The organism is Pantoea sp. PNA 14-12 (assembly GCF_004364735.1).
In the GTDB taxonomy this organism is placed as follows: domain Bacteria; phylum Pseudomonadota; class Gammaproteobacteria; order Enterobacterales; family Enterobacteriaceae; genus Pantoea; species Pantoea stewartii.
Genome location: NZ_SOAJ01000003.1, coordinates 185,600 through 209,557 on the forward strand (window position 1 = coordinate 185,600; position 23,958 = coordinate 209,557).

Here is a 23,958-nt window from a genome sequence, read left to right on the forward strand (position 1 = left end):
AGACTTCCCACCCTTATTTGTATCAGGAGTCATCACCATGAGTGAAACGGCAAGCTGGCAACCGGGCGCGTCCATTGCCAATTTAATTAAACGCGCAGGCATTGTGGCTGAAGTGCGTCGTTTCTTTGCCGATCGTGGCGTACTGGAAGTGGATACGCCAGCCATGAGTCAGGCGACCGTCACCGATATCCATCTGGTGCCTTTCCAGACGCGGTTTGTCGGCCCCGGCATGTCCGACGGATGCGACCTCTGGCTGATGACCAGCCCGGAATACCATATGAAACGCCTGCTGGCAGCCGGTAGCGGGCCGATTTATCAGATGGGACGTTGTTTCCGCAATGAAGAGGCCGGACGGCACCACAATCCTGAATTCACCATGCTGGAGTGGTATCGCCCCCATTATGATATGTACCGGCTGATGAACGAAGTGGACGATTTGCTTCAGCAGGTGCTGGAGTGCGACAGCGCGGAATCCCTCTCATATCAGCAGGCGTTTATTCGTCATCTTGATCTGGACCCGCTTTCTGCGGATAAAACGCAATTGCGGGAGGCCGCAGAAAAGCTGGGTGAGGGCGAGCTGGCGAATCGGGAAGAGGATCGCGATACCTTGCTGATGCTGCTGTTTATGTTGGGCGTGGAACCCAAAATTGGTCAGGATAAGCCCTGTTTTGTCTATCACTTTCCGGCCAGCCAGGCGGCACTGGCGGAGATCAGCACAGAAGACCATCGCGTTGCCGAACGCTTTGAGGTTTATTACAAGGGCATTGAACTGGCGAACGGCTTCCGTGAACTGACGGACAGCCGTGAACAGCGTCAGCGTTTTGAACAGGATAATCGCCGCCGTGCAGCACGCGGGCTGCCGCAGCACCCGATTGATCATTACCTGCTGGCGGCGCTGGAACATGGCATGCCAGCCTGTTCAGGCGTAGCGCTGGGCATAGATCGGTTGATTATGCTGGCACTGAAGGCCGACTCGCTGAGTGAGGTTATCGCCTTTCCGGTAGACCGCTGCTAGTCAAGGCTTCGCGCCAGCTTACGCTGAGAAGCCTACTGACCTGAGCCAGAAACAGACAAGGCCGCGCATTGCGCGGCCTTGTCTGTTTTTCCCGCGGGCGTTCCCGTCAAAATGTTTTGCCTACTGACTGTTGTCCGGAAACTCCTGAATCGTCACCGGCAGGGTCAGCTTCTTATCATTACGCAGCACCTGGACATCAATCACTGAGCCGGGACGGATTTCGGCAACCTGGTCCATGGTTTCCTGTGCCGATATAGCCGGTTTTCCGTTCACACTCAGCAACACATCGTTAGGCTCAATACCGGCTTTATCTGCCGGGCCGCCGGGCGTAACGACGCTGACGATAATCCCCTGAACTCTGTCCAGACTGTTTCCCTGACCGTGCAGCGGGGGCACTTCGCGCCCTGTGATACCGATGTAGCCACGTATAACCCGGCCATCGCGAATCAGCTTATCCATGATTTTCGACGCGAGTGCGGTGGGAATGGCAAAACCGATTCCCTCGGGCGTTTCACCGTCGCTGCTTTTGTCGAAGGTCAGGGTGTTAATTCCCATCAGCTCGCCCAGCGAATTGATTAACGCGCCACCGGAGTTGCCCTGGTTAATGGAGGCATCGGTCTGCAGGAAATTCTGGCGGCCTGACGAGCTCAGTCCGACCCGACCCGTTGCGCTGATAATGCCCTGCGTGACCGTTTGCCCAAGGTTATAGGGGTTACCAATGGCCATCACGACATCGCCAATGTGTGCGACACGTTTGGGATTAATGGGGATCACCGGCAGATTCGGCGCGGTGATTTTCAGCACCGCTAAATCGGTCATCGCATCCGACCCAACCAGCGTCGCCTCGAAGAAGCGGCCATCCTGCAGAGCGACGATGATTTGATCGGCATTATTAATGACGTGCTTGTTGGTCAGAATATAGCCTTTGGCATTCATGATCACGCCGGAACCCAGCGTGGTGATACCACGGTTATTGTTCCCTTGCGTACTGCGGTTATAAACGTTGACCACGGCAGGCACAGCGCGGCGCACCCCTTGATTGAAGCCAAAGGGCGTTTCATCGTTACTGTCATTTTGACTATAGAGGGCAGCACCGCCCAAACGCAGTGCGGGCAACGCTGCGAGCAAGATGCCCGCAACAATCAGTCCCAACACCACTGAACGCAAAAGTTTAAGAAACATGGTGTTAAATCACGTCAGGGGAGAACGTTGGGGAGAATACCATGCGCGGGGCGGACACACACGTGCTTGTGTCCGCCATTATGCGTGGTTTATCTCAATAACAGATAGATGCTTTCCTGACCGCGCACGACATTCAGCGCCAGCACAGGTGGTTTGGCTTCCAGCACTTTGCGCATTTCGGCAATATTCTGGACGCGCGTGCGGTTAACGCCAATGATGACATCATCTTTTTGCAGGCCCACTTGTTCAGCCGGCGTGCCTTTTTCGATGCCGTCAATCTTCACGCCTTTATCACCGGTTTTCGTCTGACCATCGCTTAGCGTGGCACCCTGAAGAGCCGGTGACAGCAGTTGTGCGCTGGCGGTTGTCTGAGCACTCTGCTCAAGAGTGACCTCAACGCTGACGGGTTTGCCTTCACGCAGCAGGCCCAGCTTCACTTTCTCGCCAGGTGCCGTGGTGCCGATTTTTACGCGCAACTCAGCAAAACTGGTGATGGGTTTATCATTCACAGAAACAATGATATCTCCCGACTTAATACCGGCTTTCTGTGCCGCCGACTGCGGCAGCACTTCTGACACAAACGCGCCGCGTTGGGCATCGACGTTAAACGCCTTGGCCATATCCGCAGTCATTTCCGTGCCTTTAATGCCAAGCTGACCGCGTTTGACTTCGCCATACTTAATCAACTGATCGGCCAGGTTGATTGCCATATCGCTTGGAATCGCAAAGCCAATGCCGATATTACCGCCGCTGGAGGCGAGGATGGCGGTGTTAATACCAATCAGTTCGCCGTTTAAATTCACCAGCGCACCGCCGGAGTTACCGCGGTTGATGGCGGCATCCGTCTGGATAAAGTTCTCCAGCCCCTCAAGATTCAGTCCGCTGCGGCCCAGTGCCGAAATAATCCCGGACGTAGCCGTCTGGCCCAGCCCAAAGGGATTACCAATAGCGACGGCAAAATCGCCCACCTTAAGTTGGTCGGAATCCGCGACTTTAATCTGCGTCAGGTTCTTAGCGCCCTGGATCTGAATCAGGGCAATATCCGTTTGTTCATCGTGACCGATGAGTTTGGCGTCATATTCACTGCCGTCGCCCAACTGGACATTGATTTTATCGGCGCCGTTGACCACGTGGTTGTTCGTTAACACGTAGCCCTTCGCGGCGTCGATAATGACGCCGGAACCCAGGCCTTCAAACGGTTGCGGCTGAGACTGACCGCCGCCAGGCAGTTGGCCAAAGAAACGCTTTAAGGGTTCAGGAATATCCTGGGCCTGTGAATCCGACTGCGTGCCTTCAACATGGACACTGACCACGGCAGGTAACACTTTTTCCAGCATCGGTGCCAGGCTGGGCAGTGGCTGCCCCTGAATCTGTGCAGGTAGCGTCGCCATTGCGCCGGGCGCAGCGGCAAGACTCATTCCAATACTCAAGGCTAACGCGCTTAACAGTCGTGCTTGTTTTTTCATTGCTACAACGCTCTCGCTGCAAAAAGTGGGGGGAATAAATCAGTGAGACAGCCGTTTGCGGCCGGGGTTCGCAAAAACAGCGGGCACAGCGTGGCTGTGCCCGATGCGCTTAGTCGCGCACGGCGCGTTCACCGCGCAGTAAACCGGAAGCGCCTTCTGAGTAATCGCGTGGCATCTGAACCGGTGCCTGATCGTTATCGGCTTCCGCTTCGGTCAGTTGCCAGGCAAAGGGATTTTTGTCGCCAGGCATGTTTGGCAGCAGGTCATTAGATCCTTTCGCCATATGCTGGTAAAGCTGACGGTAATCGCGTGCCATGTTGTCAAGCAGCTCGGCGCTTTGCGCAAAGTGGTTGGTCAGCTCTTCACGATAATCAGCCAGTTCGGCTTTCGTTTTATCCAGCTCATACTGCATGCTGCGCTGCTCGCGCAGTTTCCTGTTGCCAAAACGCATGGCTACTGCGCCGACAATGATACCTACCACTAAACCAATTAGCCCGTATTCCCAGGTCATAATGACTCCCGTGTTATTTCCGTTGTTCCGTAGGGCGTTGCACCACTTAATAATAGTCACTATACCCGTTAATCTTATGGATGTGGAACTCTGGAGCGCCATGCCTTAGTGTAGAGCGGCCTTTTTTTCGACAAACGATGTGTGAATAAGACAACATTCAGGGACACTGAGCGAACCATGCAAACCTCATCTCCGCTTGCCCGCTATGAGCAGGCGCTATCGCAGGGCGATTTTAAGCCCGACGATGTACAACGTGAAGCGATCACCCGCTTAGATGCTATCCAGCAAGGGCTCATCGCCCGCCAGCAGACGACTGAACCTGCCTCGCAGGGGTTGTTTGGTCGTCTGTCGAAGCTGATGGGTAAAGAAAAGTCCCAGGTCAAAACGCCGGTACGTGGCTTGTATATGTGGGGCGGCGTGGGGCGCGGGAAAACCTGGGTCATGGATCTGTTTTTTCAGTCTATTCCTGGCAACCGCAAGCTGCGCTTACACTTTCATCGCTTTATGCTGCGCGTGCACGAAGAGCTGACCGAACTGCAGGGGCACAGCGATCCGCTGCTGATCATCGCCGATCGCTTCAAAGCCGAAACCGATATTCTGTGTTTTGACGAATTCTTTGTGTCCGATATTACGGATGCCATGTTGCTGGGCACGTTAATGGAAGCGTTGTTCGAACGGGGCATCAGCCTGGTCGCCACCTCGAATATTCCGCCCGATAACCTCTATAAAAACGGTTTACAGCGCGCGCGTTTCCTGCCGGCCATTGAGCAGATCAAGCAACATTGTGACGTCATGAATGTTGATGCGGGCATTGATTACCGTCTGCGCACGCTGACGTCGGCGCATCTGTGGAAGTTTCCTTTAGGGCCAGAAACCTACGCCGATATGGACCGCATGTTCCAGGCGCTGTCAGGGGAAAAACGCGACAGCGCACCGGTGCTGGAGATCAACCATCGCAAAATGCCCACGCTGGGTGTCAGTGAAGGCGTGGTGGCAATCGACTTCAAAACCCTGTGTGGGGAAGGGCGCAGCCAGCACGATTACATCGAACTGTCGCGCCGCTTTCACAGCGTGCTGCTGTTTGACGTGCCGGTCATGATTTATAAAACGGAAGATCAGGCGCGGCGTTTTCTGGCGCTGGTGGATGAGTTTTACGAGCGCCATGTCAAACTGGTCGTCGCCGCGGAAACCTCGTTGTTCGAAATTTATCAGGGCACGCGCCTGAAATTTGAATACCAGCGCTGCCTGTCGCGTTTGCAGGAAATGCAGAGCGAAGAGTATCTGCGGCTGGCGCATTTACCCTGAGATTCCCGGTAATAAATGAAAATAGAGTTCGATTTTTGTAATCGACTTCTCTATAATCTTGCGACCCCACGTTACGGCACTGGATTTTTTTCCCAAATCCTCTGCGCGCCGGTAACGCTATCCGAAGGGGTGGCTTGCTGGTCAAAATGGTCGTGTGAGCCTCATTCGTTTACTTAAGCGTTTGGGATTTCACCAACGTGTAACTTAATTTGGGTAAGCTTTTCGATGAAAACTTTTACAGCTAAACCAGAAACCGTCCAACGTGACTGGTATGTTGTTGACGCAACTGGCAAAACCTTGGGTCGCCTGGCGACTGAACTGGCACGCCGTCTGCGTGGTAAGCATAAAGCGGAATACACTCCGCACGTTGATACAGGTGATTACATCATCGTTCTGAACGCTGAGAAAGTTGCTGTCACCGGCAACAAGCGTTCTGACAAGATTTACTATCACCACACTGGTCACATCGGTGGTATCAAACAGGCGACCTTTGAAGAGATGATTGCTCGCCGTCCTGAGCGCGTGATTGAGATCGCGGTTAAAGGCATGCTGCCGAAGGGCCCGCTGGGTCGTGCTATGTACCGTAAACTGAAAGTTTACGCAGGTAACGAGCACAACCATGCGGCACAGCAACCGCAAGTTCTTGACATTTAATCGGGATTAAAGGCAATGGCTGAAACTCAAAACTACGGCACTGGTCGCCGCAAAAGCTCATCCGCACGCGTCTTCATCAAGCCGGGTAGCGGTAACATCGTCATCAACCAACGCTCTCTGGAGCAGTATTTCGGTCGTGAGACTGCACGCATGGTCGTGCGTCAGCCTCTGGAACTGGTTGATATGGTTGGCAAACTGGACCTGTACATCACCGTTAAAGGTGGTGGTATCTCTGGTCAGGCAGGCGCGATCCGTCACGGTATCACCCGCGCTCTGATGGAGTATGATGAGTCACTGCGTGGCGAACTGCGTAAAGCAGGCTTCGTTACTCGCGATGCTCGTCAGGTTGAACGTAAGAAAGTCGGCCTGCGTAAAGCACGTCGTCGTCCTCAGTTCTCCAAACGTTAATTGTTGCTGCTTCGGCAGTCACAGTTGGCACAAAAAACCCGCTTCGGCGGGTTTTTTGCTTTTCATGCCAGGCGGCGCAGTCACAGAAAACAACAATGCTGTTCGCATTTTACCCGCAAAAATGCATTCCCCCGCCCACAAGCTGCCTAAAATCTGGTAAACTCCCTGTCACTTTGCGCCCGCAAGCTGGCGCGTTATGCGCCTGGCATCAGTCGGGAGTGGTTAGCGCGGATTGCGAGCGAGTTCTATGAGCAGGTGAGTCGCCGTGTGGTTGGCCATTCGCAGTAACTTTTTGTGAACAAACTGGGAGGTTTTCATGGCTGTCGCTGCCAACAAACGTTCGGTAATGACGCTGTTTTCTGGTCCTACTGACATTTTTAGCCATCAGGTGCGTATTGTGCTGGCCGAGAAAGGTGTCAGCGTAGAGATCGAGCAGGTCGAAATGGATAACCTGCCGCAGGATCTGATTGACCTCAATCCGTACCGTACTGTGCCGACGCTGGTGGATCGCGAACTGACACTGTATGAATCACGCATCATCATGGAATACCTTGATGAGCGTTTCCCACACCCGCCTTTGATGCCGGTTTATCCGGTTGCGCGTGGCGAAAGCCGTTTGATGATGCACCGTATCGAGCAAGACTGGTACAGCCTGATGAGAAAGGTCGAGAACAGCAGCGGTCAGGAAGCCGAAGCGGCGCGTAAGCAGCTGCGTGAAGAGTTACTGGCGATTGCCCCCCTGTTTGGACGTTCACCTTTCTTTATGAGCGACGAGTTCAGCCTGGTTGACTGCTACCTGGCACCGCTGCTGTGGCGCTTACCGTCAATGGGCATCGATCTGTTGGGATCGGGCTCAAAAGAGCTGAAAGGCTATATGAACCGCGTATTTGAACGTGACTCCTTCCTTGCTTCACTGACTGAAGCTGAACGTGAAATGCGCCTGCAAGCCCGGGGCTGATTTATGGAAATGTCGCAACTTACGGCCCGTCGCCCCTATTTGCTGCGGGCTTTTTATGACTGGCTCCTGGATAACCAGCTGACGCCGCATCTGGTGGTCGATATCAACCTGCCGGGCGTTCAGGTTCCGCTGGAATATGCCCGGGACGGTCAGATCGTCCTCAACATTGCGCCGCGCGCTGTAGGCAATCTTGAGCTGGGTAACGAGGAAGTCTCGTTTAATGCCCGCTTTGGTGGCGTGCCGCGCCAGGTGAACGTGCCGATGGCGGCCATTCTGGCCATCTATGCGCGTGAAAACGGTGCGGGGACCATGTTTGAGCCTGAACCGGCTTATGAAGGGGCATCCCAGGCGTTCCCGGAAAATCAGGAAGAGACGGTCATGTCAGTGATTGATGGCGATCGCCCTGACGATGCCAGCGATGACGACAACTCACCTGATGACGATCCGCCACCGCGCGGCGGTCGTCCCGCACTGCGTGTGGTGAAATAACTCAGAATGCCTGTCAGCCGACAGGCATTTTTTTGATCGTCAGAATGATGAGCGAAAAAAAATCCGGGCGCACAGCGTACCCGGATTTTTGCTTTCTGCGGCTGAGATTAGTACACGTCGCGCAGGTAGCGTTTCTCTTTCTTCAACTGATCGATGTAGTCCGCCGCGCGCTCGCTGGACAGACCACCAAACTGGCGTACGATTTCATACAGCGCATTATCCACGTCTTTCGCCATGCGTGAGGCATCACCACAGACGTAGAAATACCCACCTTCCTGCAACCAGGCGTACAGTTCTGCGCCCTGTTCCAGCATGCGGTTTTGCACGTAGACCTTTTTGTCCTGGTCGCGTGAGAACGCCAGATCGAGACGCGTCAGCAAACCGCTCTCATGCCAGGCCGTCAGTTCTTCACGGTAAATGAAGTCATGCTCCTGATGCTGATCGCCAAAGAACAGCCAGTTTTTGCCTTGCGCACCGGTCACCTGACGTTCCTGCAGGAACGCACGGAAAGGGGCGATGCCGGTACCCGGGCCGACCATGATCATGGGCGCATTGCCGTTGGCCGGAACCCGGAAGGATTTATTCGGCGAAATAAAGATCGCCGGCTTTTCGCCACGACGCACGCGCTCGGCCAGGTAGGTTGAACAGACTCCGCTACGGTTGCGGCCGCCACTGTGATAGCGCACAGCCGCAATCGTCAGGTGAACCTGGTTAGGATGCGCTTTGGAACTGGACGAAATGGAGTAGGCACGGTGCTGCAGCGGACGCAGCAGGGCGACGAACTCAGGCACGCTCAGGCTGCGGGTCAGCTCAAGTTGCAGCAGGTCCAGCGTATCTTTGCCCCACAGCCAGACACCCAGGGCATCTTTATCATCGTGCTGAAGTACGTGACGCAGTTCCTGGTTCGTGGTGTTCTGTCCAACCCACTCAATCAGCTTGCGTGAAGGCTCAGAAATTTCAAACTGGTAGGTCAGCAGATCGCCAAGACTTCTGTCGAAGCCGGGGACGGGCGTCTGATAATCGGCGTTCAGTTGTGTCAGCAGCAGGCTGACCAGCGACGGTTCGTTCACCGGGATCACACCCAGCGCATCGCCCGCTTCGTACTTCAGACCACTGTCAGTCAGATCAAATTCGAAATGGCGAATGTCTTTCGCAGACTGCTCACTCGACAGGCGCTTGTTGGTGATGAGGGCTGCGGCATAAGGATTGGATTTGTTGCTGCCGGGGATGACCGGGGCTTCCGGTGCGCTCTCCAGAACCGTGCCGCTGCTGCCTGCGCTGCTGGCGAACTGTGGCATCGTGCTGTTCAGCCACGCATGCGAAGGCTCTTCATAATCAATATCGCAGTCAATACGATCAACAACACGTTTGGCACCCAGCTGTTCCAGGCGCATATCCAGGAATTTACCGGCCTGGCAGAAACCGTCATAGCCGGTGTCGCCGATAGCCAGAACGGCAAAGTGCATCTGCTCCAGACGCGGTGCGGTACTGGCGGAGATGGCGTCCCAGAATAGCTGGGCATTGTCCGGCATTTCACCTTCACCGTAGGTCGAGGTGACGATCAGCACGTGGCGCATTGTGGCAAACACGTCGAGATCCACATCGCCCAGCGCCTGAACGACAGGCACCAGGCCTTTAGCACGGGCCGATTTGGCCGCAGACTGGGCCAGAGCTTCAGCGTTACCGGTCTGCGAACCATAAAGAATGTGCAGTTGGGTCGTTGCAGCGGCGGCGTTGCCCGCGGCAGGTTGCTGTTTGTCTTCTAACACCAGCAAACGGGAGTGCAGGCCAGCCAGAAAGCCCGCCAGCCAGTATTTCTGATCACCATTGAAAGGTGCATCTTCAGGAATGTATGGAATTTTCATGGATACCTTTACTCAATCCCGCTCTTAACCATCATGTTTCGCACCGCCGTGAGTGTGGCGAAACCCGTCCTCTCAGCGGCCGTCTGCCACAGAGAGGCTCGGGATTGACCTCCGCCCGGTACCGCGAAACCCTCCGGGTAATCATGATTAAACACAGTTCAGTTTACAGACGCGGCTGTCAGGCCAGTTTCCCTACCGCCGCCGCAATTTCAGGTAATGCCGCACGTGCAAACAACTCTTCAAAATCAGGCAGACGACCAAGGATTTCACGGTTGCAGGCATCCTGATACATGATCCAGCCATAGGTGGCCAGGCTGTCCATGGAACGGATGTTGCGTTGCGTCAGTGCCGCTTTGTAATCGGACATGCGTTTTGAACCGATCAGGCTGGCTAATTCGCTGTCGCTGTAGTTCTCAATGGCTGCACGCGCATGGCGCTGCAGTTTACTGACCAGCGAAAAGTCCTCTGTCATCAGTAAATTACGAACCGCTTTCTCGACCGCCGGATCCTCAACGTGGGTGCCTTTCGGTAACTTGCCGAGAGCCAGCTGCTGCGCGAAGCTCAATACGGTGTAGTTATTGAGCAATACAAACATCTCGACCGTATCTGTCGCGCCATAAGCCGGTACGGCACCGTCTGCAATGGTTTTGCCCTCACGCCACGCGGCTTTGAATTTTGCGACCTGATGCGCTGCCAGCGCGGTTGAGAGTTCTTCCAGCAAATCCTTACGGGATTTCGCCTTCAGGATTTCACCACCATCCTGATACAGCAGAAGAGAGCGCGGCATCACATACACGAAGTGCTGACATTCGGTTTCCCAGTGCTCCAGCAGCCAGGCCGCACGTGGTGACTGCGTGGCGTCCAGATGCCAGTTCAGCATGGTCAGCACGGCCTGCTTATGAATCTGTGCCAGCTCATCGGCATCGGCAATGGAACCAAACAGAACGGAATCGCCCGCTGCATGGTTGGCCAGTGAGCCGTACGGATCGTACTGGTAAGCAAAGCCGCCGCTCATGCCGTTACCGAAGCCTTTACCAAAGGTGCCCAGGTTCAACACGGCACCGTTGGTCATGTATTCGCAACAGAAGTCACCGACGCCTTCCACTACCGCAGTGGCGCCAGAGTTACGCACTGCGAAGCGGTCACCGGCCTGGCCCTGCACGAACAGGCGGCCGCCCGTTGCGCCGAACAGAGCAAAGTTACCGATCAGGACGTTGCCATCGCTGTCCTGTGCGCCGCCGCCCGGTGATAACACCACCAGCTCGCCGCCGCACTGGCCTTTGCCCACGCCATCGTTGCAGGTGCCACGATGTTGCATCAGCATGCCGTCATTGCAGAAGGCACCGAAGGACTGACCGGCTGAGCCGGTGGTCGTAATATGCACCGTGGCCGGCGCCAGATAGCGACGACCGCGATCGTCCTGCAGCACAGAGGGCATCGCCTGCAGTTGCTCTGCTGTCAGGGTATGATTCAGCATGCGCTCGATATCGATCGCCAACTGACCGCCCACGCTTTTATTGCGGTTGTTCAGGACGACGTCGTGACCTAACTGCAGCGATGTCTTGCCCGCTGTCACCAGTTGCTGGTTGAGTTCTTCCACCCAGCCATCATCCAGCTCAAAATCTTTTTCCAGATAAACCGGCTTGTCGATTTTCAGCTCTGGCACCACGGTGAGCATGGCGCGCAGATCCAGCTTGCCGACTTCCAGCGGGTGATCCATCAAATGGAGCAGGTCAGCGCGCCCACGGGCTTCACGCAGCGAGCGCAGGCCCATACGCGCCAGGATTTCGCGGACTTCGTGCGCCACATTCAGGAAATACTGTGCGAGCTGACGCGGATCGCCATCAAAGGCTTCAGCATTCGTGGTTAACCCTGCCGGGCATTTGACGTTACAGTTCTTTGCCATCACGCATTTCAGCATCATCAGCGCAGTCGTACCGAATTCAAAGCTGTCACCGCCCAGCAGCGCGGATTTCACCACGTCGCTGCCCGTCTGCTGTGCACCTGAACAGCGCAGCAGGACTTTGTCGCGCAGGCCGTTCGCACACAGCGCCTGATGGACTTCGGCAATGCCGATTTCCGCGACACGACCGGTATATTTCAGACTGGTCACCGAGGCGGCGCCCGTACCGCCCGTGTTACCGGCGACGTTAATAACGTCAGCACCGGCTTTCGCTACGCCCACAGCAATGGTGCCAATCCCTTCAGAGGACACCAGCTTCACAATGACGCGAACACGCGCCGCTTTGCAGTCGTGAATCAACTGGGCCAAATCTTCGATAGAGTAGGTGTCGTGGTGCGGTGGTGGCGAGACCAGCTCAACGCCCGGTGTGCCGCCACGTGCCGCCGCGATTTCGACGGTGACTTTCGCCGCAGGCAACTGGCCACCTTCACCAGGTTTTGCACCCTGACCAATTTTGATCTCCAGCTCTTCCAGCATCGGATCGGCCAGGTACGCCGCCCAGACGCCGAAACGACCTGACGCCAGCTGCTTGATACGGGACGCACGGATAGTGCCATGACGGGAATAGTGCTCGCCGCCTTCCCCGCAGTTGCTCATGCCGCCGACCATGTTGGTGCCATGTGCGACAGCTTCATGTGCCGGTGCCACCAGCGCGCCGTGACTCATCGCCCCGGAGGCGAAAGTGCGAGTGATTTCACAGGCAGGCTGAATTTCGCTTAACGGCAGTGAGGGCAGCGCAGTAAAAATGCGCGACAGATAGTCGGCAGCTTTACCTACGGCGGTGATTTTCAGGCCGCCTGCGACCACGTCCGCCGATTCGATTTCGTCACTGAAGCGGGCTTTCAGAGCCCGTGACAGATTCAGCAGACGTTCGCTTTCCGGCTTCAGCCCGGCGATGGCATCGGTCAGCCGCAGCATAAAGGTGTTCGGGCTGCCTTCGATGGCCTCGCATTCCAGGCCGCGAGTAGCAAATCCGTTGTTGGTCAGCGAATAACGGCCCAGTTTACGGCGGAATTCCGCTTCGCTGTCGATATGCGTCAGATCGGCCGGGAAGGCCAGAATGTCACGCAGCGCAGCAGGGCGGCGTTTACGCTCTTCATACATCAGGCTGGAGAACTGACGGTAATCGGCTGTGATGGCAAAGTTATTCATCACGTCATCAGGAATGCGCTCAAAGCTGCTGTCCTTGAACGTGTCAGGCTTGATGCCAAACGCATTATCCAGACGGGCCAGCGTCATCAGACGAATGAAATTGTCCTCTTCGCGCGCTTTGTCCGCAAAGCGAATCGGCTCTTCCGTCATATCAATAAAGGTACGCACGGCAATGGTGCCGTAGGAGTGGCCTGCGCCCTCTGCGCGCTCTTTAAACAGCCCCAGTAATGGCACTTCTGATTCGCCCTGAATTTTCAGCGCGCTTTGATGCCAGTCCACTGCCATTTGCGCGATGGTGGCAAAGCCCGCGCCACCAACAGGCGTTTTGATATTCGGGAAATACTTCTTCAGCACCGGATCGTCAGTGTTAAGGAAGTTAGGTTCAAAGAACTCACCGCTACTGTAGCTTTCAACGGTACACAGGCCCACTTTACCCATAGTCTTCATCAGGGCCTTTTCGGCGGCTTTGGCATAGCGTTTAAAGGCTTTATTGCCTTCTTCACCTTCACCGAATTTCTCCTCGGCACGCATCTGTACGCCGAGCGGATAGACAGCAGAGGCACCAAAGCCCAGCGTCGCGGCAATGTGATGCGACGAGATAATCTGCCCACTCTCCACCACCAGGGACACGTCAAGACGTAATCCTTCCTGTACCAGGCGCTGGTTCACCGCAGAAACCACCAACAGCATGGGCAGGGCGGCATGGGTGGACGAGATGTGGCGGTCGGTCAGGACGGCGATCCCGCCTTGGGAACGCGCGAAATCCACGACCTGCTGAGCCAGATCGTCAATCGCCTTCTCCAGCGCAGTGGCGTTGGCCGTACGGCTGAGCAGGTCTTTGCCGGTGACAGGTTCGTACAGCATGTCAAAACGGGCATAAGGTGCGACGTTCTGTTCGCGCAGCTGTAGCATGTCCAGGTGCGTCAGAATAGGCGTCGGCACAATAATCTGACGGCCTTTACTGCGTCCCAGGTGCGGTTTGGCTCCCAGTGCCACGCGCAGCGTCATACCGTCCGCTTCACGGATGGAGTCCAGCGGTGGGTTAGTGACCTGTGCAAAACGCTGCGAAAAGTAGTGCGCCATGCCGCCTTCGTGATCGGACAGACCATTGATCGCGTTGCCGTAACCCATAGCAGAGATTTTCTCGGCCCCGGTGTTCAGCATCGGGTCCATCATGAATTTGAAGCTTTCCTGGTTATAGTAGTAAGCCACAAAGCGCTGATAGGTTTTCAGATCGCCGCGATAGCGCAGAGGCGACCCTTGTTTCTCAGCAGGGATGACAGGCAACTCATTGAGATCGACGCGAGATTTGCCGAGCAGTGCAGCGTAATCTTTTTCCGCAGCCAGCTTTTCCAGCGCTTCATGCGTGGTATAGCTGCGTTTTTCGCGATGATCAAAATAGAGCATGCCGCCGGCTTCGATACGACCACGGCGCAGTACGCTTTCCGGGGGAAAGGCAATCTGGCCGGCTTCCGACATGGCACCAATATACTCGGCGGTTTCAACCGAACGCAGTGGACGAAGACCCAGACGGTCAAGACGTGCGCCAATCACTTCCCCATTACCAAAGATCAACGCCGCAGGGCCGTCGTTCTTCTCTTCATAGAGTGAGAAATATTCCAGCATGTCACGCACCGCCGGAGAGAGCGCGGTGTCATTTTCCCATGCAGGTGGCATCATCGACACTACGGCGGTGATTAAGTCGAGATCGTCTTCCATCAGGCGGCTGTGAATGCTCTGGTCAAGACGGGAACTGTCTGACTGACCTTTCGGGCGAACGATAGTTTTTCCACGCGCAGAGGCCAGCGCGGATTCAGCAATCCGGTTTTTACGATCGGTATTCAGCTCACCGTTATGGGCCATTAACCGGAAAGGTTGCGCCATAGTGGTGTGCGGATCGGTATTGGTTGAGAAGCGGGTATGGAAAAACAGCCCACGGACCTGATGATCGGGATCGGTCAGATCTTTGAAATAAGGAATGACCTCATTGGAATTCAGACGGGCTTTGAATACCTGGGTACGGGACGAAAGCGACAGCGGATACAAACCGCCAAACTCACTTTTCGTAAAGGCCTCTGCCTCAATCGCCAGCAGGGCGCGATAAATCCGTTTTTCAAAATCGTTCTGGTGGCTGACATCCTGAGGCGCAGCAAAAATCCATTGCACGATGGGCAACTGAAACTGGACAGCGGCTGGACGCGTCACGCTGTTATCCAGCGGCATTTCGCGTTTCATGATCACCGGCAGATTAAAATGACGCAGCGTCTCTTCTACCAGGCGCTCCGCATTGGCACGCAGTTCAGCATCTTTAGGAACGAAGAAGTTACCCACGCCAAAGCGACCGGCTTCCAGCGCCTGACCGGTAATTTTACGGAAAAAGTGCAGTGAAAGATCGACGTTGACACCCGCGCCATCACCCACGCCTTCAGCGGACATGCCACCACGGTGCGGAACCGTGCAGAGTGCACTGTGCGCCATACGCAGAATGTCGTGGGTCTGCTCGCCGTCCTTACGGGTAATGAAACCTACACCACAGCTGTCACTTCCTGCTGCTGGGTTATATAAGCCATAGGATTCAGGTTTTTTAGTGGACATTGAGGGTCTCCTTAAACTGCTTTTGACATTACCTGCATTGTTTCAGGCACTGAGCTTGGTTAAACACTCTTCCCAGCGCGCATTCTTTTATTCCCGCGCCTGACAGCCTGCGCGATTTCGTTTTACGCACTTTTCATCGGCAGGAGGATAAGTCCGTGGATGTGTAGCGCGTGGTGTTTCCGTTCTCGAAAGGAGATGACTCAAACCATGCGGGCGTCATGTTGCATAGATATGCCGTGACGCTTGCCCATCATGAAAGCTTTCAGCGGAATTCCAACTTATCGGGAAAGCGAATCAAGGTCAAATAGCGAGCCTGACACAGTTTAATCACGTCTTTATGTCGATAACCAAATGAATTTATTATGCTTTTGTGTCTAAAATGTGTCAGTTTTTCATTAAGCGGCAGAGAGGGAAATGTGAACTCTATCACTGTGCCAGTGGCGTGAAATCGCTGAAGTATGCTGGCGACAGGGTACTAAACAGCATCAAATGCTGCTACAGGCAGTGGAAGCGCAGGATGTATCTGTTTTTCTTATAGCAGCAAATTTGAATCAATAAGGGGCATGTGATTAGTAAAATTAATCAGGTCGCGCTGCTTAAAACTTCGAATAATGTGAATGGCTATGCATGAAAAACAGGGCGTCGTGACAATAAAGCCTTGTCAGACGGAAAAGAAGAGGTTGGATACGCGCGCCTGTTTAGCAGACGGCCCTACAGATTCATTGAGTTAGCACAATTAGTCAAGGGTTTTAGCAATAATGGGGCAAACGTCGGCGAAGCAACGGCGTTTTGCACCATATAAGTGCATGACGGTCGCGATCTCGCCGGATGCACTAAGACGACGGTGACGTAAATACGCTATCATGTGGCTGTTCTCACCCAGGGAGTGTTTATGAAACAGATTCGCCTGCTGGCGCAATATTATGTTGATTTAATGGTCAAGCTTGGCCTGATCCGTTTTTCGCTGCTGCTGGCGTCTGCACTGGTCGTGCTGGCCATGATTGTGCAGATGGCGGTGACCATGGTACTGCGTGGCCATGTCGAAAGTATTGATATGGTGCGATCGGTCTTTTTCGGTCTGTTGATCACGCCCTGGGCGGTTTATTTTCTTTCCGTGGTGGTCGATCAGCTGGAAGAGTCACGCCAGCGTCTTGCCAGGCTGGTGGATAAGCTGGAAGAAATGCGTACGCGCGATCTTGAGCTGAATCAGCAGATGAAAGAGACCATTTCCCGACTCAATCAGGAAATTGCCGATCGTAAAAAAGCGGAGCAGGCACGTGAGCAGGTCATGGCTAAGCTACGCGAAGAGGTGGCGCGGCGCGAGCAGGCGCAAATAGAGCTGGAACAACAGTCGTCTTTCCTGCGCTCTTTTCTGGATGCATCACCAGATCTGGTCTTTTATCGCAATATCGACAAGCAGTTCTCAGGCTGTAACCGCGCCATGGAGCTGCTGACTGGTAAAAGTGAAAAACAGCTTATCGGGCTCACGCCACATGATATTTATGACAATGACACGGCGACTAAAGTGTTGGAAACCGATGAAAAAGTCTTTCGTCATAACGTCTCGCTCACCTATGAGCAGTGGCTGCAGTATCCCGATGGGCGGAAAGCCTGTTTTGAAATTCGTAAAGTGCCTTATTATGACCGGGTCGGTAAGCGCAGCGGCCTGATGGGCTTTGGCCGCGATATAACCGAACGTAAACGCTATCAGGACGCGCTGGAGAACGCGAGCCGGGAAAAGACCACCTTTATCTCTACGATCAGCCACGAGCTTCGTACGCCGCTTAACGGCATTGTCGGTCTGAGCCGCATTTTGCTGGATACCGATCTGAATCAGGAGCAGCTCAAGTACCTGAAAACCATCCATGTCTCTGCCATCACCCTGGGCAATATCTTTAACGACGTCATCGAAGTGGACAAAATCGAGCGACGCAAGGTACAGCTGGACAACCAGCCGCTGGATTTCACCAGTTTCCTGGCCGATCTGGAGAATCTCTCTGGCTTGCTGGCGCAGCCAAAAGGCCTGAAGTTTGTCATGGCCCCGCAGTTACCGCTGCCCCATAAAATCTCAACGGATGGTACACGACTACGGCAGATCCTGTGGAACCTGATCGGCAATGCCGTGAAGTTTACTCAGCAGGGTGAAATCATCGTGCGTATTGCCTATGAACAGGATGAAACGCTGCGCTTTGAGGTACAGGATTCCGGGCAGGGCATTCGCGAGGAAGAGCAGGACAAAATTTTTGCCATGTATTATCAGGTTACCGATCAGCATGGCGGCAAACCGGCAACCGGAACCGGTATCGGCCTGGCGGTCTCCCGCCGTCTGGCGCAGGCGATGGGCGGGGATATCAGCGTCAGTAGTGCACCGGGCCAGGGCTCCTGTTTTACCGTGGTGATTAAAGCGCCGCGTATTGCCGAGGAAGTAGAAGATGAAGGCGTTGACGATACGCTGCCGCTTCCGGCCCTGCACGTGCTGTTGGTGGAAGACATTGAGCTGAACGTCATTGTGGCACGCTCGGTTCTGGAAAAACTGGGATGCAGCGTTGACGTTGCCATGACGGGGCAAGCAGCGCTTGAGATGTTTGACCCGCTGGAGTTCGATTTGGTGCTGCTGGATATTCAGTTACCGGATATGACCGGCATGGACGTGTCGCGTGCCATTCGTCAACGGTATCCTGATGCGCATTTGCCGCCGCTGGTTGCCTTAACCGCCAACGTATTGAAAGATAAAAAAGAGTATTTTGATGCGGGCATGGACGATGTGCTCAGTAAACCGCTTGCCGTACCTGCGTTAACGGCCATCATCAAAAAGTTTTGGGATGACCAACCCGGAAACGATGATCAGGCCGTTATGACGCCGGGCAGTCGTCAGTCCGATACCTTGCTGGACATTCCAATGCTTGAACAGTATCTGGAACTGGTGGGACCCGGTCTGATTACGCAAAGCCTGACCATCTTCGAACAGATGATGCCGGGCTACCTGGAGGTACTGGACTCCAACCTGATGGCACGCGACGAAAAAGGCATTGCTGAAGAGGGCCACAAAATCAAAGGTGCCGCAGGGTCCGTTGGCTTACAGCATCTTCAACAGATCGCGAAACAAATTCAAAGCCCAGAATTACCGGCCTGGTGGGATAACGTGGGCGAATGGGTGGAAGAGCTGAAGCGTGAATGGCGGCACGATGTGCAGATATTGCGCGAGTGGGTGGCTGAGAAACAGCGGTGATCCAAAAAAAATGACCCCAGCCGAGGCCGGGGTGCGCTAATACTGCGCCAACACCAGGGAAAAAGTCGCTGCTGCTATGCTTAGTGTTTTTCAAGGCAACAACGGGTATTGGTTAACACATGCAACACCTTATCAAATTCGAATTAGCTTGTGACAAGATTCATTAAAATTTGTGATGTTGAACAGCGTTTAAATACAGGAAACATTAATTTGCCAACATAGTCAAGAAAGGAATCAATTTTACCGTTACATTGGTTGTTTTTTGAACAAAAGTTCTGTTTTTTGTACGGGTTTAACCCAAATTTGTTAACAAAGCCTGTGTTAAGCCTCTTAACACAAATGATTCGTCACTGATGCGAACTAAATTGGCTATAAGCTTATGATAATAAAGAATAATGAAAGGATCGGGTCAGGAAGGTCCAAAACGTTTCGGAAAACGTCATCCGCCCTGGCGCTTAAAAGGTTTTACCAATAGAAAAGTTTGTAATGTTTGGGGAAATGTATTAATAAAAAAACATGCATTGCGGTGAAGAAATGCCATAAGTACGTTAATGCCTGCCGCATTGCTGCAACCTGTGTTCAGGCGCGTCCGAAATAAAATATAAGTTTTATGAAACATTGATGGCTGCAATTATCACAAATTAGTCTCATCGCCCTGCAAGGAATGGTGTGAGACTTCGTAAATGGAACCGATTCCTTTTTAAGGGAACTTATTGAACTCATTCATACTATTGTTGCATCGCAGATGCATTTTCTTTGCCATATCATAAAGGTGACAGGCCCGGACGGCGAATTTTTCAGGAACGCTTTTTATCATCAGGGGTGATTACACCTGAAATTAATTAAAAAACGACATAATGATGAGACGATTGTATGAGTAAGCATAAAGGGAAGCTTTGGCAGGGTGTAAAGCGCATTGTGCTGCGCATTCTGCTGATTTGGGCAGGGCTGTGGCTGGCAGGTATTTTACTTTTTTCCTTTCTCCCGGTGCCTTTCTCTGCCGTGATGGCTGAACGCCAGATCGGTGCCTGGCTGCGTGGCGATTTCAGCTATGTCTCACATTCGGATTGGGTGGGGACACAGGCGATGTCGCCCTGGATAAGGCTGGCCGTTATCGCGTCGGAAGATCAAAACTTTCCTCACCACTGGGGCTTTGATGTGGCAGCCATTCAGTCTGTACTGGACAGCGATGATAACCGGATGCGCGGTGCGTCAACGCTGTCACAGCAAACGGCTAAAAATCTGTTTTTGTGGGATGGACGTAGCTGGATGCGTAAAGGACTGGAAGCGGGTCTGACGGTCGGCCTGGAAACCGTTTGGACTAAACGCCGTATCTTAACGGTTTACCTGAATATCGCGGAGTTTGGTAAAGGGACCTTTGGTGTTGAGGCGGCGTCCCGGCGTTTTTTCAACAAGCCTGCCAGTCGCTTAACCATGTCAGAAGCGGCGTTACTGGCGGCCGTTTTACCTAACCCGCTGCGCTTTCGTGCCGACGCGCCGTCAGGCTATGTGCGTCAGCGCCAGCAATGGATACTCCGACAGATGCGCCAACTGGGAGGAGAAGGCTTCCTGCAGCGCAATCATCTGGACTGACGTTACTCTTCGTCGAAACCGGCTTCGAAGAGTTCAATGACGGCGGCCAGCGCGTCAGTTTCCTGGGGGCCGCTGGCTTCGATCTCAATATGGCCGCCCTTGGCGGAATCCAGCATCAGCAACGCGATAACGCTGCTGGCTTCGGCTTCTGTGCCGGCCTCGTTGCGTAACAGCACTTCGGCATCGAAACTTTGCACCAGTTCAAACAGCTTCATGGCGGGGCGTGCATGCATGCCCAGCTTGTTTCTGATTTCCACGGTTTGCTTAACGGTCATGATTTACGTTTTTCCAGTGTGCGATGACGGGACTGTACATTTTTACCCCGGGAGCGGAAATAATCAGCGAGCTGTTCTGCAATATACACCGAGCGGTGTTTGCCACCGGTGCAACCAATCGCCACGGTGAGATAGCTGCGGTTGTTCGTTTCCAGCATGGGCAGCCAGAGTTCCAGATAACTGCGTGTCTGATAAATGAAGTTATGGACTTCGGTATGACGATCCAGAAAAGCCGCGACGGGACGATCCAGCCCCGTCATCGGGCGCAGTTTGGGATCCCAGTGTGGATTGGGCAGGAAACGCACGTCAAAGACGTAGTCCGCATCAATGGGAATACCATGTTTGAAGCCAAACGACTCAAACACCATAGTCAGCTCCCGCTCGCGTTTACCCAGTAAGCGGGTACGCAACATCTCAGCCAGTTCATGCACCGACATCTCTGACGTATCAATGATCAAATCGGCACGCGAGCGCAGCGGCTCGAGCAGGTCACTCTCTTCATCAATCGCGCTTTCCAGCGACAGATTTTTGCTGGACAGGGGATGGAGGCGACGCGTATCACTGTAACGGCGGATCAGCGTATTGCGGTCGGCATCAAGAAACAGCAACTGGGGCGAGAATCCGGAAGGCAGATTATTGAGCGCGGTTTCAAAAATTTCAGGCGACTCAGGCATGTTACGCACATCGATACTCACCGCCGCTGAGATATTGCGCTCAACCAGTGATTCTGCCAGCTGAGGCAACAACACGACCGGCAGGTTATCCACGCAGTAAAAACCCATGTCTTCCAGCGCGCGCAGCGCCACTGATTTTCCTGAGCCTGACCGACCGCTGACGATCATCAGCACCATGACCTTCTCTCCCGTTTTAAAGCCGGCTCACGCCGGTAAATCACGCGCTTTATTGCTCTGTTTGTTCTTCGGTAATGATGGCATACAGCTCTTCATCGCTCTGCGCAGCACGCAGACGGCGGCAAACCGTTTTATCCGCCAGCCGTTTGGCGACTAACGACAGTGTATGTAAGTGAGTTTTACACTGGTCCGCGGGCACGAGGAGCGCAAAAAGGAGATCGACAGGCTGATTATCCACGGCATCAAATGCGATGGGTTGCTCAAGGCTGATAAAGACACCGACGGCACGTAACGTATCCTCCTCCAGCTTGCCATGCGGAATAGCAATACCGTTGCCAATACCGGTACTTCCCATGCGCTCGCGGGTCAGTATCGCTTCAAACAGCGTTTGATGCGGCAGGTTGAGCTGCTTAGCGGCCAGTTCACTGATAATTTCCAGCGCCCGTTTTTTGCTTTGGCAGTGTACGCTGCTGCGGGTGCAGTCTGGCGAAAGCACTGTGCTCAGTTCCAGTGTTAAATCATTGTTCATTTTCGTTTCACTTGCGAGTTCACTTAGCCAGTAAACCGGTACGCGGTAATCACGTAGCGGAATCATGGCGCTGGCACAGATGACAAAACGGGGCGGTTAATCCGCCCCATCCTTTCAGCTCTGCGCGCCCGGCGCGCCTGCCAGCGTGAAGGTTAGTGTTTTTTTAACTTATCTTTATATTTGGTCAGTTGACGGGCCAGCTTGTCAATCAGCCCGTCAATTGCCGCATACATATCTTCCGCTTCCGATGTGGCGTGCAGCTCGCCCCCGTTAACGTGCAATGTGGCATCAGCAACCTGTGTCACCTTCTCAACGTTCAGGACAACATATACCTGGTTGATATGATCAAAGTAGTGTTCCAGTTTGGCAAATTTCGCCGTGACGAATTCACGCAGTGGCTCGGTGATTTCAACATTTTGCCCGGTAAGGTTCAGCTGCATAGGTCTTCCTTCTCTCTGTTAAACCAACTGCTTACGTTGGTTTGAAGGCGGTATGGACAAAGACTCTCGATATTTTGCAACGGTACGACGTGCCACTATGATCCCTTGATCAGATAACATGGAGGTCAGTTTACTGTCACTCAAGGGCTTAGCGGGATTTTCCGCCGAGATTAATTTTTTTACCAGTGCCCGTATCGCAGTAGATGAGGCTTCGCCTCCTCCTTCAGTATTAACATGACTGGAGAAAAAATACTTCAGTTCAAAAATGCCACGCGGGCTGTGAAGATATTTTTGCGTGGTGACGCGGGAAATCGTGGATTCATGCATATCCACCGCCTGGGCAATATCGGCCAGCACCATCGGACGCATAAACTCTTCGCCCTGCTCAAAAAAGGCCTGTTGCTGTTCAACAATGCAGCGTGAGACTTTTAACAGCGTCTCATTGCGACTTTCCAGACTTTTGATCAGCCAGCGCGCCTCCTGCAAATTACTGCGGATAAACTGACTGTCACTGTCATTACGCGCAGCACCGCCCATGGCGGCATAGTGCTGATTGATTTTAAGCCGCGGCAGACTGTCGGTATTAAGTTCCACCGTCCAGCGCGTCGCAACTTTACGGACCAGCACATCAGGAATAACGTATTCAGGTTCGCCAGTATTGATCGACTGGCCCGGACGTGGATCGAGCGACTGAATCAGCAGCATTGCCTCTTTCAGTACGTCTTCCTTTAAACGCGTGACGCGCATCAGGCTGCGGAAATCATGGTTGGCCAGCAGATCCAGATGATGGCTGACGATCAGGCGGGCTTCAGAGAGCGTTGGCGTTTCAGGCGCATACTGCGACAACTGTACCAGCAGGCAATCACGCAAATCACGTGCACCTACGCCGATCGGATCAAAATGTTGAATGCGCTTTAAAACGGCCTCAACTTCGTCCATTTCCAGCTCATCGTCGCCGATACTGTCGAGAATGTCTTCAAGCGAAACGGTAAGGTAACCCGTATCGTCAATGGCATCGACGATAGACGTTGCGATCGCCCGATCGGTATCGCTAAACGGCGTCAGCTCAACCTGCCACATCAGATAATCTTGCAGCGACTGGGTGGTTTCGCCCTGGTAGATGGGCAGTTCGTCATCCTGATAGTCCGTACCGGTTCCTGATGGCGTTCCCGCGGTATAGATTTCATCCCAGGTCGCGTCGAGCGGCAGCTCTTCGGGCATATCCTTTTGTTCCAGCGCTTCACGCGTATCAAGTCCCGCTTCGCCTTCCTGATACTCTTTTGCGTCTATTTCTTCATGCTGTTCAGTCTGTTCAAGCAGGGGATTACTTTCCAGGGCCAGCTGTAGCTCTTGCTGAAGTTCAAGCGTAGAAAGCTGCAACAGACGTATCGCCTGTTGCAGTTGTGGGGTCATCGCCAGTTGCTGGCTGAGCCGGAGTTGTAAACCTTGCTTCATAGACAGGATGAATATTCCCGGGT

The 23,958-nt window shown here is 53.8% G+C and carries 18 protein-coding genes; 8 read left to right on the forward strand and 10 right to left on the reverse strand.

Annotated features, from left to right (window positions below; genetic code table 11):
* Positions 1–37: 37 nt before the first annotated feature.
* Positions 38–1,015 (forward strand): elongation factor P--(R)-beta-lysine ligase, encoded by a 978-nt coding sequence (epmA, locus tag C7434_RS11985; RefSeq protein ID WP_033739156.1) that lies wholly within the window; start codon positions 38–40, stop codon positions 1,013–1,015.
* Positions 1,016–1,135: 120 nt separating this feature from the next.
* Here the strand turns inward: epmA and degS are convergent, their stop codons facing one another.
* The 3 genes from degS to zapG form a co-directional block, all read right to left on the reverse strand.
* Entirely contained in the window at positions 1,136–2,197 is a 1,062-nt protein-coding gene (gene degS, locus C7434_RS11990; RefSeq protein ID WP_033739158.1) for an outer membrane-stress sensor serine endopeptidase DegS, read from the reverse strand.
* 89 nt (positions 2,198–2,286) lie between these two features.
* Positions 2,287–3,663: a serine endoprotease DegQ gene (gene degQ, locus C7434_RS11995; protein ID WP_039338905.1), complete on the reverse strand. Its 1,377-nt coding sequence runs from the start codon at positions 3,661–3,663 to the stop codon at positions 2,287–2,289.
* A gap of 109 nt (positions 3,664–3,772) precedes the next feature.
* Positions 3,773–4,174, reverse strand: a complete 402-nt coding sequence (gene zapG, locus C7434_RS12000; protein WP_006121720.1) for a Z-ring associated protein ZapG — start codon at positions 4,172–4,174, stop codon at positions 3,773–3,775.
* A 177-nt stretch (positions 4,175–4,351) separates the two neighbouring features.
* On the opposite strand from zapG, the gene zapE reads away from it, so the two are divergent.
* The 5 genes from zapE to sspB all read left to right on the forward strand — a co-directional run bounded on the left by zapE (position 4,352) and on the right by sspB (position 7,988).
* Positions 4,352–5,479 carry a cell division protein ZapE gene (zapE, locus tag C7434_RS12005; protein WP_033739160.1) on the forward strand — a complete coding sequence of 376 codons (1,128 nt, stop codon included), beginning with the start codon at positions 4,352–4,354 and terminating at the stop codon, positions 5,477–5,479.
* A 225-nt stretch (positions 5,480–5,704) separates the two neighbouring features.
* Positions 5,705–6,133 carry a 50S ribosomal protein L13 gene (gene rplM, locus C7434_RS12010; protein WP_006121722.1) on the forward strand — a complete coding sequence of 143 codons (429 nt, stop codon included), beginning with the start codon at positions 5,705–5,707 and terminating at the stop codon, positions 6,131–6,133.
* Positions 6,134–6,148: 15 nt separating this feature from the next.
* Positions 6,149–6,541, forward strand: a complete 393-nt coding sequence (gene rpsI / locus C7434_RS12015) for a 30S ribosomal protein S9 (protein ID WP_006121723.1) — start codon at positions 6,149–6,151, stop codon at positions 6,539–6,541.
* A 316-nt stretch (positions 6,542–6,857) separates the two neighbouring features.
* Positions 6,858–7,499, forward strand: a complete 642-nt coding sequence (sspA, locus tag C7434_RS12020; protein ID WP_033739161.1) for a stringent starvation protein SspA — start codon at positions 6,858–6,860, stop codon at positions 7,497–7,499.
* A 3-nt stretch (positions 7,500–7,502) separates the two neighbouring features.
* Positions 7,503–7,988: a ClpXP protease specificity-enhancing factor gene (gene sspB, locus C7434_RS12025; protein ID WP_006121725.1), complete on the forward strand. Its 486-nt coding sequence runs from the start codon at positions 7,503–7,505 to the stop codon at positions 7,986–7,988.
* Between the two features lie 107 nt (positions 7,989–8,095).
* Here the strand turns inward: sspB and C7434_RS12030 are convergent, their stop codons facing one another.
* Positions 8,096–9,853, reverse strand: coding sequence for a sulfite reductase subunit alpha (locus C7434_RS12030; protein WP_006121726.1), 1,758 nt, complete (start codon positions 9,851–9,853; stop codon positions 8,096–8,098).
* Between the two features lie 178 nt (positions 9,854–10,031).
* Complete coding sequence (locus tag C7434_RS12035) at positions 10,032–15,563, reverse strand: glutamate synthase-related protein (protein WP_039338902.1); 5,532 nt, start codon at positions 15,561–15,563, stop codon at positions 10,032–10,034.
* A gap of 892 nt (positions 15,564–16,455) precedes the next feature.
* Between C7434_RS12035 and arcB the strand changes: the two genes are divergently transcribed.
* Both arcB and mtgA read left to right on the forward strand, forming a co-directional pair.
* Positions 16,456–18,792: an aerobic respiration two-component sensor histidine kinase ArcB gene (gene arcB, locus C7434_RS12040; RefSeq protein ID WP_033739163.1), complete on the forward strand. Its 2,337-nt coding sequence runs from the start codon at positions 16,456–16,458 to the stop codon at positions 18,790–18,792.
* Positions 18,793–19,665: 873 nt separating this feature from the next.
* Entirely contained in the window at positions 19,666–20,385 is a 720-nt protein-coding gene (mtgA, locus tag C7434_RS12045; RefSeq protein ID WP_033739165.1) for a monofunctional biosynthetic peptidoglycan transglycosylase, read from the forward strand.
* Positions 20,386–20,387: 2 nt separating this feature from the next.
* Here mtgA and npr read toward each other — a convergent pair whose 3' ends face one another.
* The 5 genes from npr to rpoN all read right to left on the reverse strand — a co-directional run bounded on the left by npr (position 20,388) and on the right by rpoN (position 23,935).
* Positions 20,388–20,660, reverse strand: a complete 273-nt coding sequence (gene npr, locus C7434_RS12050) for a PTS phosphocarrier protein NPr (protein ID WP_006121730.1) — start codon at positions 20,658–20,660, stop codon at positions 20,388–20,390.
* A complete protein-coding gene (rapZ, locus tag C7434_RS12055; RefSeq protein ID WP_006121731.1) occupies positions 20,657–21,511 on the reverse strand; it encodes an RNase adapter RapZ in 855 nt (284 codons plus the stop codon). Before rapZ ends, npr begins: the two co-directional genes overlap by 4 nt.
* Positions 21,512–21,560: 49 nt before the next feature.
* Positions 21,561–22,040 (reverse strand): PTS IIA-like nitrogen regulatory protein PtsN, encoded by a 480-nt coding sequence (ptsN, locus tag C7434_RS12060; protein ID WP_033739256.1) that lies wholly within the window; start codon positions 22,038–22,040, stop codon positions 21,561–21,563.
* A 152-nt stretch (positions 22,041–22,192) separates the two neighbouring features.
* Complete coding sequence (hpf, locus tag C7434_RS12065; protein ID WP_006121733.1) at positions 22,193–22,480, reverse strand: ribosome hibernation promoting factor; 288 nt, start codon at positions 22,478–22,480, stop codon at positions 22,193–22,195.
* Between the two features lie 18 nt (positions 22,481–22,498).
* Positions 22,499–23,935: an RNA polymerase factor sigma-54 gene (gene rpoN, locus C7434_RS12070; RefSeq protein ID WP_033739167.1), complete on the reverse strand. Its 1,437-nt coding sequence runs from the start codon at positions 23,933–23,935 to the stop codon at positions 22,499–22,501.
* Positions 23,936–23,958: the final 23 nt, after the last annotated feature.